This is a genomic window from Paenibacillus illinoisensis NBRC 15959 (genome assembly GCF_004000925.1).
GTDB classification, from domain to species: domain Bacteria; phylum Bacillota; class Bacilli; order Paenibacillales; family Paenibacillaceae; genus Paenibacillus; species Paenibacillus illinoisensis.
In genome coordinates, this window is the sequence record NZ_BIME01000003.1 from 368,146 (window position 1) to 383,121 (window position 14,976).

10 protein-coding genes are annotated in these 14,976 nt (G+C 47.9%); 2 read left to right on the plus strand and 8 right to left on the minus strand.

Going from position 1 to position 14,976, the window contains the following annotated elements; all coding sequences use genetic code 11:
• Nucleotides 1-145: 145 nt before the first annotated feature.
• The 6 genes from PIL01S_RS10310 to PIL01S_RS10335 form a co-directional block, all read right to left on the minus strand.
• Nucleotides 146-1,321, minus strand: a complete 1,176-nt coding sequence (locus PIL01S_RS10310) for an acyltransferase (RefSeq protein WP_127537457.1) — start codon at nt 1,319-1,321, stop codon at nt 146-148.
• A gap of 322 nt (nt 1,322-1,643) precedes the next feature.
• Entirely contained in the window at nt 1,644-2,987 is a 1,344-nt protein-coding gene (locus PIL01S_RS10315; RefSeq protein WP_127537458.1) for a cryptochrome/photolyase family protein, read from the minus strand.
• A gap of 25 nt (nt 2,988-3,012) precedes the next feature.
• On the minus strand, nt 3,013-4,176 hold the full coding sequence (locus tag PIL01S_RS10320) for a response regulator (protein WP_127537459.1): 1,164 nt from the start codon (nt 4,174-4,176) through the stop codon (nt 3,013-3,015).
• Nucleotides 4,177-4,302: 126 nt separating this feature from the next.
• Entirely contained in the window at nt 4,303-7,386 is a 3,084-nt protein-coding gene (locus tag PIL01S_RS10325) for a hybrid sensor histidine kinase/response regulator (RefSeq protein ID WP_127537460.1), read from the minus strand.
• Nucleotides 7,387-7,620: 234 nt separating this feature from the next.
• Nucleotides 7,621-8,043 carry an SRPBCC family protein gene (locus tag PIL01S_RS10330; RefSeq protein WP_371859948.1) on the minus strand — a complete coding sequence of 141 codons (423 nt, stop codon included), beginning with the start codon at nt 8,041-8,043 and terminating at the stop codon, nt 7,621-7,623.
• A gap of 279 nt (nt 8,044-8,322) precedes the next feature.
• The gene (locus PIL01S_RS10335; RefSeq protein ID WP_127537462.1) at nt 8,323-9,357 is read right to left on the minus strand and encodes an NADH:flavin oxidoreductase/NADH oxidase; all 1,035 of its coding nucleotides are present in this window, start codon (nt 9,355-9,357) and stop codon (nt 8,323-8,325) included.
• Nucleotides 9,358-9,852: 495 nt separating this feature from the next.
• Here PIL01S_RS10335 and pepT point away from each other — a divergent pair, with 495 nt between their 5' ends.
• A complete protein-coding gene (gene pepT / locus PIL01S_RS10340) occupies nt 9,853-11,091 on the plus strand; it encodes a peptidase T (protein ID WP_127537463.1) in 1,239 nt (412 codons plus the stop codon).
• Between the two features lie 111 nt (nt 11,092-11,202).
• On the opposite strand, the gene PIL01S_RS10345 is transcribed toward pepT, so the two are convergent.
• Nucleotides 11,203-11,895: a Crp/Fnr family transcriptional regulator gene (locus PIL01S_RS10345; RefSeq protein ID WP_127537464.1), complete on the minus strand. Its 693-nt coding sequence runs from the start codon at nt 11,893-11,895 to the stop codon at nt 11,203-11,205.
• A 287-nt stretch (nt 11,896-12,182) separates the two neighbouring features.
• On the opposite strand from PIL01S_RS10345, the gene PIL01S_RS10350 reads away from it, so the two are divergent.
• Nucleotides 12,183-13,025 carry a methyl-accepting chemotaxis protein gene (locus PIL01S_RS10350; RefSeq protein WP_127537465.1) on the plus strand — a complete coding sequence of 281 codons (843 nt, stop codon included), beginning with the start codon at nt 12,183-12,185 and terminating at the stop codon, nt 13,023-13,025.
• Nucleotides 13,026-13,167: 142 nt separating this feature from the next.
• On the opposite strand, the gene PIL01S_RS10355 is transcribed toward PIL01S_RS10350, so the two are convergent.
• Nucleotides 13,168-14,604: an alanine/glycine:cation symporter family protein gene (locus PIL01S_RS10355; RefSeq protein ID WP_127537466.1), complete on the minus strand. Its 1,437-nt coding sequence runs from the start codon at nt 14,602-14,604 to the stop codon at nt 13,168-13,170.
• Nucleotides 14,605-14,976: the final 372 nt, after the last annotated feature.

Consider the following 14,976-nt stretch of genomic DNA (forward strand, 5'->3'; position numbering starts at 1 on the left):
TCCGCCTTCTCATTACCCCTGGCCGCTCCAAAAGAAACATTCGTTCCCACATGATGCTCATTGATCGCATGAAAAAAACCGTTCCCCGCTCAACCCTAAGGTCGACCAAGAAACGGCTTATTATTCCTATAATGGCAATTAAATATTAACGAACATCGAGCTGGCCCGAATTGGATTGCGGGATAACCCGTGGTTTTGGTTTCGGCAGATTGCCGAAGATGACCCAGGCAAACGGAACAAACCTTGCAGTCAGCCCTACTACAATCCATGAAGCGAACAGCGCTACAGCAAAGCCTCCGGCATACCATAGGTGAACCAGCCAGGACACCCCGGTTTGCGGTGGGAATTCCCGATACAACAGCAGGAAAAATGGATGGATCAGATAAATTCCGAAGGACAGCGCACCAAGTCGATTAAGCGGCTTGGCAATCAATGCAGGCCCCTTGCGATACAACAGGTATGCAATCTGAATCAGTACGAGCGCACAAGCAAAGGTATGCAAATTCCAGAAAAACTCATACCACAGTGTGTTATACGTGGCAATCTTCATACGAAGCAGGTAATAAATATATACATGTCCGAGTCCGGCAGCAATCCAGACTGCCCACAGCAGAATCCAGGATGCTACGCGACCTTTGGTTGCATTTTCACGGCTGATGACAAACCATTGCTTGATCTTTGGAAAATAGACCCCGATGAACGCTCCCAGCATGAAATAGGAGAAGTATGAGAAGGCCCAGCTTCCCTTGTTCGGCACCTGGAAGCCGTATTTGTTACTTACGATAAATGCCCACTGGATCAGCAGGCCAATCGGTACAGACCACTTTACCACCGTAGGATACTTCTTCAGCAGCCACAGAACAAGCGGGAATAACAGATAGAATTGCATGTTGATGAATACAAAGTACAGATGCGTATATGCCTTACCCGTGAACAGTTTGGTAATGAAGCTGATGGCAGATTCACCAAACGGACGGCCTTGATAATGGGTGAAATGCAGAATAACAAAATAAAACAGGGAAAACAGGAAATACGGCAGCAGAATGTAAACGAATCTCTTTTTATAAAAATTGCTGACCAATTTCTTGTCCAAGGGACGTGAATAATAGTTATAGAACAACACGAAGCTGCTCATGAAAATAAAAGTTGGCGTACCATATTTCATGAAGATATTAATAAAGTTGTACAGCCAGTAGTAGCCCGAACCCGTCATGTCCACTGTCGCATAAGACGTGGAATGCACACACAGCACGCCGATAATCGCCATGGCACGTACCAGGTTCAGCTCCGGTATTCGCTCTCTTTTCAATGTCTCACTCATGTTTAGCGTTTCTCCTTAATGTGTTCGTCAATATGTCAGATATGACTTAGTACGATAAGCTCACTATCTATTAAAAGGCATAATGCTTAAGATGGGTAGTCCATTTTCTTAACAATTCCTAAATTTTCAGTGGATTTCACACTATTTTCATGTCTATAAATGTAAAAAAGACCGCTATAATGCGGTCTTCGAGCAATGCTGCCTCGGCAGTATTTATTTCTGGTTCACTGGGATGAAAATGGTAAACTCGGGCTCCCTGTCTGTGTGAACACACATCTTGGGTCTCCCTAATCAGGCCGGGATTGTTCCATCCTGTCTCCTTCTAATCCTTCTGACGACTCGCCAGAATTTGTTTATAGACCTCTATAGCCGCCTGCCTGGATGCCTTCAGATCCACAATCGCACCCTCGCGTGGTTGATGGATATCCTTGCTGTGCAGATCCTTCAGATCAGGCAGCCATTTCCGGATATAATCTCCCTGGGGATCATACTTCTCCGACTGTGTTACCGGATTGTTTACCCGGAAATACGGAGCAGCATTTTCACCAAGGGATGCACACCATAACCAGTTCCCCCGGTTCTGAATGTTGTCATAATCCAGCAGCTTGCGTCTGAAGTAGGCCTCACCCAGGGGAAACGGACACTGCAGGTTTTTGGTCAGGAACATTGCCGTCAGAATACGCAATCGATTGGGCATGCGCCCCGTCTCATTCAGCTCGGTCATCGCAGCATCAATAATCGGTATTCCCGTCTCTGCTTTGCACCAGCGTTCGAAGTGATAATCACTTAACGGTGACAGATCGTATACCTTTTCGTATGTAAAATAGTGACTCTCATATACTGCACGGTACAGATAAAAGTCACGGAAGCACAGCTGTCTAATCCATTCATCCGGCTGTTCTGCCCGGTAAGCGGCATCGTACATCCTGCGAATCGAGATGGCACCTACCGCCACATAGGAACTCAAATGGCTTGGCTCGTATGCTTCATATTGATCCCGTTGCTCCCCGTACTCGGCGATACGCTCCTTCAGGAACGCATCGAGCAGCCTATAAGGCTCTTCTGCAGGGTCGACATCCATAAGCGCTGCGGGAACCCTGAACGAATCAGGAAACTCGATGGACAGCTTACTGATCTTAAGATCAGCTACCGTTAGTACCGAAGGAGGGTTTGGGAATTCATTCATAAACTCCACCCAGCGTCGGTGGAAAGCCGCGAATACTTTATAGGGCTCCGATTTGCCTGTAAAGTCAGCGAACCGCGGAAGATCGATCAGCAGATGATCCGTCAGCTGTGTGAACTTGGCCTGGTATTTGTCCACAACCTTGCGTATACTCCGATCCCTTTCGATCGCGTAAGGTGTCATATCCCGGTGAACCACCACTTCATCGATGATTTCTTCCGTGTGGCCCAATATGTAATCCACAACTTCTGCTGGCTTGCCATGTGCCACATGCAGCAGCTTGCCTGCCTCCCGGTACTGTCTGGCAAGCCCGGCTGCATGCCTCAGAAAGTTGATGCCGCTATGTTCCTTATCGCGTCCCTGACGAAGCAAAAAGGGGTCGTAGATAAAAAGGTGCAAACTCTCATCTTCCTGGTTCTGCAAATAATCAAAAGCGTGCAGATCCTCTGTACGCAAATCCTTGCGATGTATGAATAATTTCACTACAATCCTCCCGCCCGGCCTGTGCCTACTTCGCCGTTAGTTCCCGAAAGAGGCGGCTCGTTTCCGGTTCCGGCTGATGCCCCAAATCCTCCAAGAGTGTCTTGGCAAATGATGAATATAATTGGAGTATGGCTGATCCATCACCCATGGATGCATACACCTTCATCATTAACCGGCAAATCTCTTCAGCATAAGGCTCTCTTTCCTGTAAATCGAGTAACTGCTCAATGGCGTCCTTGCCGCGTCCATGCTTCATGTTCCATTCAGCCAGGTCCATGACCAATCGTATATATTTTCGTCTTAGCTCACGGGCCTTCGATTGTGCCCAAGGGTAGTCATGCTCTTCAAGATAATCTCCGCGATATAACAACATGATCTCCCGCAGCTCTTCCACATTGGTAGAAGTGACTTCTGCATATCCCGCTCCCAATTCAAACTGCTCCACGTCACTCACCAGATTGCCGGGCAGCAAACGGTAACGATTCATGTTGTATTCCAATTTGCCTGTCATACTCCATTCCTTCAGCAGTTTTCGAATCTGGTATACGGATGTATGCAGATGGGTTAGCCCTTTTTCCAAGGTGACATCGGCCCATAATTTATCAAGCAGAATCTCTTTGCTTACCCATTCTCCACGATGGTGAAACAGAAATGCGAATAACTCCTGGGATTTGGTCGTCCTCCATTTATGCTTGGTTGCCTCCGGTTTCAGGCTTCTATAGATATCCAAATGTTTGAAGGTGAGCAGTCCCGGTAACTGGATGTCATCCTCGGCAGCATTGGAAACGGGTTCCTTTACTTCAGCAGCCGCTGCCATTTCCGGCATAGCAGACTTCCAAGCAGCAATCCGGTCAATGGTTTTGCCCAATCTTGCCGAGCTTACCGGCTTCAGAACATAATCCAGTGCATGCAGTTCAAATGCTTCGACTGCATGATCGGCGTACGCTGTTACAAATATAATTCGAATGTTGTTATCCAGCTGCTGTATATACTCAGCCGCTTCCAGTCCGTTCATTTCTGGCATGCCAATATCCAGAAACACCACATCGGCACGTTCTTTTGCCAGAAAATCCAGTCCATCACGAGCTGTTGAAAAACACTGCACGGGTGTAATCCGTCCGTCCGACAATAACAGGCGCTCCAGGTGGAGCTGCGCCGGCTTCTCGTCATCGATTACAATGGCTCTCACTGTTCTTCCAGCCTCCTGCCCTTACTTATTCTTCTTCGTTCTATATCAAAGGAATTACAGAATAGACTTTATCAACTTATTAGTCTGTTAACCATTATGATCGGTATCGGCACAATTCTGGGATAATTAACCTCTGGGCAGAGGAATACGGAAACGAATTTGCGTTCCTTTGCCCACATGGCTTTGAATATTCAATCCCTCGCCATATAAGGACATTAAACGCTGGTTGATATTTTGCAAGCCCACCCCTCCCGGTCCTTCCGTCCTTCCCGAATGAACCTGGGCCAAACGCTCCGGAGGGATGCCCACCCCATTATCTTCAACCTGAACGATGATACGATCATCCTCTCTGGCAATTTTCAGAGTCACGGTTCCACCCGCAGCCCGCTCCATCACACCATGACGAATGGCATTTTCAACGAGTGGCTGAATGCTGAGAGGCGGAACATAGATCCGAACGTCCGGTTCCACTTCATAGTTGACCACCAGCCGCTCTTCAAACCGGGCCTGTTCCAGATGTACATAGGACTCCACCAGCTCAAGTTCCTTGGTCAGCGGTACCAGCTGATCCCGGTTCTGAAAGTCGAAGCTCCCACGCAGATAGTGACTCAGTTCGATCAATAAATCTGTAGCTTTGTCCGGGTTAACGGCACAAGTAGCGATAATGACATTAAGTGCGTTATATAAAAAGTGGGGCTTGATCTGTGCCTGCAAAAAAGCCATCTCTGTGCGAATGGCGCCTTGAACGGAGGCCCGCATTTCAATCAGGGTGCGGACCCTCGCACGAAGCTCCCCCGCATCCACCGGCTTGCTTAGGAAATCATTAGCACCAGCCTGGAAACCCAGCCTGATATCCTCAGGCAATCCACGCGCCGTCAGCATCAGGATCGGCAGTTCGGACAGGGAATTACGCTCACGCAGTTTGCGGCATAATTCAATTCCGGACATCTGCGGCATCATCCAATCGGTAATCACCAAGTCGATTCCCGGGTGTTGTTCTCGCATTTTCAATGCTGCAGCACCACTATCGGCAGAAATGACCCGGTATCGCTCTGTTGACAACAGATTGTACAATACCTGGAGATTTACCGGATCGTCATCCACAATCAGAATCGTATGCTCTGCTGCAGGGCCCTCTTCTGATTCATCGAGTTCTGTAGGAAGCCCTCCAGATGGATTAGCACGCTCGGCAGGCACGTAGCTCGCTGCAGTCGGTCTGGAAACCGTATGAAGCAGCGGCGTTTTGGCAACTGGCAGGGTGAAGTGAAAAATAGACCCCTGACCCGGTTCTGACTGGGCCCAGATCATGCCTCCGCCCAGCTCTACAAGTTTACGCGTAATACTGAGACCAAGCCCTGTCCCGCCGTTAATTCTTCCACTTGTACCATTCTCCTGCTCATAGGACTGGAATATATCCTCCAGCTTCTCTGGAGCAATGCCAACCCCTGTATCCGCCACAGACATTCGAATTTGATCCCCCTGCACAATTGCATATAGCCGTATCTCGCCTTGCTGCGTGTACTTGTATGCATTGCCAATCAGATTATAGAGAATCTGCCGTAACCGATCCTCATCTGCTTCGACCAATGGCAGGGATGGAGGCCAGTCCTGTATTAACACAATAGGCTTATCCCCGAAGGTGAATCCCGAAACTTCAACCACGGTGCGGGCAACGGACTCCAGATCCACCGCTTCCCGCTTCAGCTCGATCTCACTATTCTTGAGCTTGGAGAAATCCAGAATGTCATTGACCAGCAGTGAAAGCCTCTTACCGGTAGACGTGATCATGGACAGGTTTCTGGCCTGCTTCGGCGTCACAGCCCCTGCCGCTCCTTCCAGCATGGACTGGGCAATATTAATGATGCCATGCAGCGGGGTCCTCAGTTCATGCGACGTATTGGCCATGAATTCATCCTTCAGGTTATCGATCACAAGCAAGCGCTCGGATAATGCCTCAACTTCACGAAAGGACTGCGCGAACCGGATCGCCGTAAGAATCATCTGAGCAAAAACAAATAACAATAGCTCATACAGGGCGAGAAAGGCCGTATCCTGCGTCGTGAATGCGCCGATGGTATACAAAATAACAACCATGAGGATGGTCATCATGCTGATCAGCACATAATGGCTGTCATTGGGCCTCTTTTTCAACCAATAAAACATCGCTCGAAGAGTGTATACAATGACGCTAAGCGACACCATCAGCATTAGAGGCTCCAGTTGCGAGAATATTACCGGAGACAAGGTCAGGCCGATAGCGCATTGCAGAATCACCAGTGTAATTCCCAGACGTACGTACCATTTGTGAATTGCACCCGGAACAAGCGCATCCATATAGCGAAGCAAATAGTAATAGGCCAGTGCCGAACTTATTAATTGAAGCCTTAGAATTTCAGTATTCGGTAGAAACGGCACAAAGGTGCCCAGCAGTTTCTCCCCATGCGTCAGTGCATACATGGCTCCGGAGAGACTGAATAAGCCCAGGTATCGAAGCTCCTTCTCACTTCGGCGCAGCCTGAACAGCAGCAGGAAAAACGCCGCAGGGAGGATAAATCCGAAAAGGGTCATCAGATCCTTGAGCCAGTCCCACTGCTGGCTGTACAGAATGCTATGTTCATCTCCAAATAACAGTGAAGCTACAATTCCTCCGGAAGAGTATGTATAGTTGGAAACTTGAATGATGATATCTGCACGGTCTCCCTCAATCGAGGTAAACCCGGTGAACGGCAAGTTGTACTGGAGATCCGTTTCCCTTGTTTCGCCAGGCAGTCCCTTGCCTCCGATCTCTTTGCCATCTATAAAAATACGGTGTGCCATACGAATATTCTTTGTACGAATGCCATAGTCATTCTTCTCGGAGCTGGGCCTGAGTTTGACACGAAGGTGATATGTTCCGTAGCCATGAGCTTCACCCATCGTCTTATTCCACCTGGCCGGGACTTGAAGAGCTGCAGGTGGCCCAAGTGGTTTGCGTCCGGACACATCAGCCTCAAAATCAACCGGGGTCAGTAATTGGTTCGGGTAGAAGTCCCAGACTCCGTCCAATGTGGCTGCACCCTTTTTGGTGAAATCCCATGTGGTCAAATCGATTAGGCCTTGTTTAACTACCGGATTCCCGCGTTCAGTTATAATACTCTGCACAATCCACCCCACAGGGAAGACAACAATACAAATGAAACTAATCGTCAGCATAATCCAGTGTTTTTTCATCGATGAAATCCTTCTGACACGTGACGATAGGCGTCACTTTTTGTCGTTTTATCTTCATGATCCATGTTACACGTTTCTGCTGCCCACGGAAATAGAAGGAAACTAAAAAGAATCACATTTTTTAAGGCGGTTCACCATCTCGGGTGAACTCTCCATTAAAAGCTCAAAAAATAAAAAAAGGACTGCCAGCTGTTCAATCAGGAAATGACCCTGATCGCAACTGACAATCCTCTCTTACTCGCTTACAACCTGTGCCAGCTTCTGCACGATGCCTGACCAGCCCTGCTCCATTCGCTCGCGCACGATGGCATGAGCCTGTCCAAATTCAGTCAGTTTATCGGCATCCCAACCGCTGTGAATCAACGTAAATGCCGTACCTTCTTGCTGTTCCTGTAGTTCGAAGGTAAGTGCCCAATCCTTGCCCCATTGAAAGGATAGCTTATGAAGCGGCTGAACTTCCGTAACCCGGCATGGTGATTTGCCAAAAGGGCCAGCCTCCAGCACGAATTCATGTCCTTCCACCGGCTCCAGATTACTTGGCATAAACCAGGCTTCCATGCCTTCTGCTGTTGAGACGGTCTCCCATACCTTTTCCAGCGGTGCATGAAGTACCAATTGCTGCCGAATGTCCGGCAGTGCGCTCGATGATGATGTCATAACCATCGCCTCCTTTAATAGATATTACTCATTGTTCGGGATATGAAGATAGGTGTCAAATGAATTCAATTAACAACCGAATCTAGCATTGGATCTCCTCTTAAACGAACCTCATCTTGAAACGCATATATAAAAGATGTGTAACTCCCGTCTTAGTCTGCACTGAACGATGGAATCCCAACCGTCACCGATTGGCTATCAAAATGCAAAATCAGGCCGCAGCTAAGGTTCACCCTTGCCGCGGCCTGTCTTACGAGCTGATATATGTTTTAGATAAAATTAATAACCGCGGGAATATTGCTCCGCAATCGCTGCCTTATCCTTGCTGACACCAAGCTCCAGAGCCGCATGGTTAGCCCAGTACGGATCGCGCAGCATGCCTCTGCCCACTGCAACCAGATCGGCATCGCCGTTGCCAATAACGGCTTGAGCGAGAGCTGCATCATCCAGCAGCCCTACTGCAATCACCGGAACATTCAGTTCTTCGCGGAAACGACGGGCAAATGGAACTTGATAACCTGGGTAGTTACCCGGCTTCCGTTGTCCTGCAGGTCCTTCTCCGCCAGAGCTGATGTGGAATATGTCTACCCCTGCTGCCTGATAGGCACGAGCCATATCCAAGGTGTGCTCAATATCGTAGCCGCCATCAGCGTATTCAACTGCAGATATGCGCATGATGAGCGGCATGTCTTCCGGCATTTCCTTTTTCACTGCACGAATAATCTCGACGCCGAATCGAGCCAGATCCTGTCCATATACATCCTCACGATGATTCATCAGCTTGGAATGGAACTGGTGAATGAGATATCCGTGTGCTCCGTGCAGCTCAATGGCATCCACTCCAGCCTGCACTGCGCGGCGAACACCGTCCGCAAATTTCTGAACCATAGCTTCTACTTCTTCGGTAGTCAACGCACGAGGCTCCCTAAAGTCTTCACCCGGGAAAGTGACCACGGATGGAGCTACCGGCTGCTCTGCATCCTCCGCTTTTCGCCCAGCATGTGCAATTTGAATCGCCACTTTCGAGCCATGGGCATGCATGCCATCCACCAGCTTGGCAAAAGCCGGAATGTGCTCGTCCGACCAGATGCCCAGGTCGTTATCGGTAATACGGCCATCCGGTTCAACGTCTGTCATTTCGATAACAATCAGACCTGCACCCCCAACCGCACGACTTACATAGTGAACCTGATGCCAATCATTCGGGATACCATCCTTGGCCGTTACCGAGTACTGGCACATTGGCGCCATAACTACACGGTTATTCAGTTGAAGCCCCTTGAACTGATAGGGGGAAAATAATTTCTCTGACATATGGTTACATCTCCTATTCAATATATTGATATATGTTGAGGCAATCGCTTGTTTTTCAACATGAAAAACAGTTACCCAATCTTGTCAGTCTTTTCTCATCAATCCGACGACCATTCTCTATTATGAAGCAGCCTCCCCTGAATGCAAGTACGTACATTTTTGTGCCATAGTACCCTTTTTTATACCTATAACTACTCCGCGGCACTTTCAGCCCCTACACGAAGTTGATCCAAAACATGATATGATACTTTCATACACAGAAGATAATATACCCAACCTATAATATAAGTTGTATCTAACCCTTAGACGAAAACGGAGAGGGCAGAAACAACCTGTAGAAGCGAAGCGCTCGCCTTTATAACCGGATTTTCACCTTTATATTTAATCAAAAAATCTGGGGATAACTGCGATCAGAGGGTTGTTCTGACCTCGTAGTGATTCGTTCCAAGATTAGTGATAACTTATATATCAACCCAAACTGAAGGAGCGATGATGGTGAAAGATATTTTAATCGAGCGACTGACAACGTATGCTCAAATGGATACTCAATCCGATGAAAACAGTGAAACCTGCCCCTCCACACCGGGCCAACTCGCCTTGGGCGAATACCTTGTAGGGGAATGCAAAGCCATTGGTTTACAGGACGTAACGATGGATGAGAATGGCTATGTCATGGCTACTCTGCCATCCAACACTGACAAAGAGGTTCCCGTAATTGGCTTCCTGGCTCACTTGGATACAGCGACAGACTTCACTGGCAAAAATGTAGAGCCACAGGTCATCGACCAGTATGATGGTCAGGATATCGTGTTGAACCAGGCGCTGGATGTGGTACTGTCTACCACTGACTTCCCCGAACTGCGTGAATACAAGGGCCACACCCTCATGACAACAGATGGGACAACCTTGCTGGGTGCGGACAACAAGGCAGGTATTGCTGAAATCATGACGGCAATGGCCTATCTGATCGATCACCCGGAGATCAAACACGGAAAGATCAGGGTTGCCTTCACTCCCGACGAAGAGATTGGACGCGGACCGCATAAGTTCGACGTGCCTGCTTTTGGAGCCAAGTATGCCTACACGGTAGATGGCGGACCACTGGGAGAGCTTGAATATGAGAGCTTCAATGCGGCTGCAGCCAAAATTACAGTCAAAGGTACGAATGTTCACCCTGGAACCGCGAAAAACAAAATGGTCAATTCGGCCAAAATCGCCATGGAATTCAACCGCCGTCTGCCTGCGGAAGAAGCTCCCGAATTCACGGAGGGGTATGAAGGATTCTACCATCTTATATCCATTGAAGGCGATGTTGAGCAAACGCAGCTCAGCTATATCATTCGTGATTTTGACCGGGCGAAGTTCGAAGAGCGCAAAGCCTATGTAATGAAGGTTGCGGAAGAACTCCAAGGCAAGTATGGCGAGAAGAGCATCACCGTTCAGCTGAATGATCAATATTACAATATGCGTGAGAAGATCGAACCTGTGCGCCAAATTGTTGATATTGCGCATGAAGCCATGACTCGTCTGGACATTGAGCCCGTTATTCGCCCCATCCGCGGAGGAACTGACGGTTCCCAGCTCTCGTATATGGGCATGCCTACACCAAATATCTTCACAGGCGGCGAAAACTACCACGGCAAATTTGAATATGTTTCGGTTGATAACATGGTGAAAGCCACTCAGGTTATCGTGGGGATCGCTCAATTATTTGAAGAACGCGGCGACATTTAATCATCGCACCGTCCATGGATTACACTGTTTAGTAGCAAAGAGCACCCATTGCTTGAAGCATAGGGTGCTCTTTGCGCTACATTTGAGACTTTCACGTCCATGGGACCGATCTCATTCATACATGTTCCCTCCGGCAATCTCGCGCAGTTCCTCCAGATGGCAGATGACAATCTTGCGCTGTTCCTTACGGATAATCTGCCGATCACAGAGGTCATGAATTACCCGGTTCAGATGTCGGTAGCTCGTCCCCAGCATATCTGCCAGCTCTGTCAGCTTGGACGTTTGGATCTCTTCCGTCACCTGCTCGCCCTGTTCCATCGTTGACAACAGATAGCTGGCAAACCTGCTTTCCACCGGGTACAGCAGATTCAGGCTTGATAAATTGGAGAACGTATACAGTTTATGGGTCACATGACTAAGCATGAAATGAAGGAATCTCGGATTATCTGCATACGTGTTTTGAAGGTAACGGTAGCTAACGCCCAGCAGCAGACTTTTGTTGACAGATTCAACTGTATTCTTGGCTTCCTTTCCATTGACCAGCTCCAGATCGCCTACGAGGGCTGGCGGCGTGCTGAAACGGAGCAGCAGTGACTTGCCGTTTGGCAGTGTCGTATAAATCTTCAGTTTGCCTTCAACAAGAAAATAGAACCGTTCCGGCCGTTCTCCCTTCGCACATATAATTTCACCTTTGGACGCTTCCAGTAGTCTTAATTCCGCAAGTGCAGGCTCATCCAGCACCTGATCCAAGCCATGTTCCCGTGCCAGCTGACGCATTCGCCCAAAATCCATGATTTCTCTCATTCCCGGTAACCCCCACCCAAGTATTTAACGTATAGAAATGGACATATGTCCCAATTTCGGCATCAGACGGCTCAAATATCCTGATATAAAAATAGTTACAACTAGCACTTATATCCAGTAAATCATTTTACATGGGAAAATTCTCAGATTTCGTCCGTAATTCGTCATCATTTTATTTCAAAATGGAGTTAATGATAGCGCAATCTTATCCGATGATAATTAAAGCATTATGTACGTTTTATGAATTTAATCGCAAATTAGGAATAATGAAAGGATGGTTCGACCCCATGAATGTTGTAGATGCACTTCTGAAAGTTATGCCTTATATTAGCCTGATTCTTAGAGAACCAGCCGGATTGACCGTGTATGATCATGAGAAAGTATTGTACGCAGTCCCCACTGAGAGATTCAATCTCGGTTTTCAAAAAGGAGAGCCACTGCTGGATGATTATAAAAACTTTACAGCTCTGACCAACGGGCGCGAACCTTCGCTCACCAAACTGCCCGCAGAAGTCTACGGAATAGAGCTGGATATTTTGAACATTCCTATCTTTGATGACAATAATGAAGTTGTCGCCATTTTCTGCATATCTTACGATCAATCCAATCAGAATCAGCTAGAAGCCATTATACAAGAAAATCAAACCATTAATAGCAACCTGGTGGAGATGGTTCAGCATGTGGCAGCTCATGCCGAGGAATTGCAGGCGACCAGTGAACAAATTCTGGAGAACACACGCCTTGCAGTCCAAAACTCCGCTCAAATCAATAAGGTTGCCGGATTCATCCGGGAAGTCTCCGAACAAACCAATCTGCTCGGCCTCAATGCCGCTATTGAAGCAGCACGTGTAGGTGAGGCTGGTGCAGGCTTTGGCGTTGTTGCTTCCGAAGTGCGCAAGCTCTCCGTGGACGCCAAACAGGCCACAACCGATATTGATGCAAGTCTGAAAGACGTCCAACAGGTCATTAAACAGATGGAAGTGGAAGTTTCACAGATTGCTGCCTCTTCCCAGGAACAAGCTACCCTTGTATCCTCCTTCACCGATGTCATTGAGAAACTGAATGAAACAGGTAACCGCATGAAGATGCTGGCGGATCAACTGATCAGTTACTCTGTTCATACAAAGTAAAAATGGTATCCTGAGCGATCAATAAGTACTAAAAATATATCGAATAATGAAACAGGACCCCGCGCGCCCTATTGGCATCGTCGGTGTCCTGTTTTTTGTTTTTTTATATTACCCGGCTCTTATCACCCGAGCTTCACTAATCCTATTTTGCAATCTTCATCTCTTGGGTTCCTGTTACGCCCGCTTCAGACTCCCAGCACTCCACCTCACCCGGAATACGAATAAGGTCACGGGTAAAGACAGGGTCACGCCCCTCAGCCTTCTGTCTTTTGTAATCCTTCAGCGCCTCAAACGTGACCTTGGACAACATGAGGATCGCAATCAGATTGACGACGACCATCAGCCCCATAAAGAGATCCGCCAGATCCCAGACCAGCTGGACTTTGGCTATTGCACCAAACAGCACCATGGCGATAACGCCAATCCGGTACACCCACAGCCACATTTTATTGGACTTGATAAACTCAATATTGGTCTCCCCGTAATAATAATTCCCGATGAGTGTACTGAAGGCAAACAGGAATACCATAACAGCCAAAAAGCCTGATGCCCAAGATCCGATATGCACACTTAATGCCGCCTGGGTCAATTCGATGCCCCCCAGATTGGAGCCTTCGTAGACTCCGGACAGCAATATAATCATGGCCGTACTTGTACAGATGACAAGTGTATCGGTCAGGACGCCAAAAGCCTGAATAAGTCCCTGCTTGACCGGATGTGTCGTATCCGCCGTAGCTGCGGCATTAGGCGCACTACCCATCCCCGCCTCATTGGAGAACAATCCACGCTTGACGCCGTTCATCAGCGCAGCACCCAATGTACCGCCGGCGACCTGCTCAATGCCGAAGGCATTTTTTACGATTAGCACGATCATGGCTGGAAGCTGGGTGATATTCGCCAGCACTACAAATGCAGCAACCCCGATATACAGCACAGCAAGGACCACCACAATGTATTCGGAAGCCTTGGCAATCCGTTTCACACCGCCCATAATGATTCCGGCAAAGATCACCGCCATTACAATACCTACCGTCAACCGATCGAGGCCGAACGAATTCTGGAATGCCACAGTGATCGTATTGGACTGCACAGCGTTAAAGACAAGGCCGAACGAGAGTGTGATGAGAATGGCAAACAATACCCCCATCCACCGTTTGCCTAGCCCACGTTCCATATAATAAGCCGGTCCTCCGCGGAATCCCCCATTATCCTTCACTTTATAGATCTGTGCGAGTGTACTCTCTACGAAACTGGAGGCTGAGCCGATAATTGCAATGATCCACATCCAGAACACAGCACCCGGTCCCCCAAGAGCAATAGCCAGCGCAATTCCCGTAATATTACCGGTACCTACACGGGCAGCCATGCTAATACAGAACGCCTGAAAAGGCGAGATTTTATCCGCTTCCTTGCTCTTGGGCTCAGCCAGCACCTTGACCATGTCTCCGATCATGCGGAACTGCATGAAACGGGTCTTGGTCGTGAAGTAAATCCCGCATACTACCAGCAATAGGATCAACAGCTTGGACCATAAAAAATCGTTGAAAACAACGACAATATCTTGTATCGTTTGCTCCATTGGCAATACTCCTTTTATTCAACTATTGTTAAACACCATTCCATTTGCATGTCTGAGCGTAAAATTCCCATACTATTGCATATAGAATCTCATGGCATACTTCTGAATGATGATCTTTCGTTCCGTTTAGCATTTGTACCATTCCACACAATTCATAGCCAGCTCATTCAGATGTTACTTATACTACAGTCCTATCTACGAAAAACGACACTTTCCTACAACAAACATTGGATTTTTTTTATGAAAAGGCTGTTTTCAGCGAAACTCTGTTACGTTATCTGACATATTGGCTTATTACTGCATGGCTGGTTCTATGCAGAAAGGAAACAACGAAGTATGATAGGAATTAAATTGACCACGACTCAGGGCAGT

Bases quoted from the DNA above. Each gene is read 5' to 3' on its own strand.
- PIL01S_RS10325 (WP_127537460.1), bottom strand. From the start codon at position 7,386: ATGAAAAAACACTGGATTATGCTGACGATTAGTTTCATTTGTATTGTT.
- PIL01S_RS10350 (WP_127537465.1), top strand. From the start codon at position 12,183: ATGAATGTTGTAGATGCACTTCTGAAAGTTATGCCTTATATTAGCCTG.
- PIL01S_RS10335 (WP_127537462.1), bottom strand. From the start codon at position 9,357: ATGTCAGAGAAATTATTTTCCCCCTATCAGTTCAAGGGGCTTCAACTG.
- PIL01S_RS10345 (WP_127537464.1), bottom strand. From the start codon at position 11,895: ATGAGAGAAATCATGGATTTTGGGCGAATGCGTCAGCTGGCACGGGAA.
- PIL01S_RS10330 (WP_371859948.1), bottom strand. From the start codon at position 8,043: ATGACATCATCATCGAGCGCACTGCCGGACATTCGGCAGCAATTGGTA.
- PIL01S_RS10310 (WP_127537457.1), bottom strand. From the start codon at position 1,321: ATGAGTGAGACATTGAAAAGAGAGCGAATACCGGAGCTGAACCTGGTA.
- PIL01S_RS10355 (WP_127537466.1), bottom strand. From the start codon at position 14,604: ATGGAGCAAACGATACAAGATATTGTCGTTGTTTTCAACGATTTTTTA.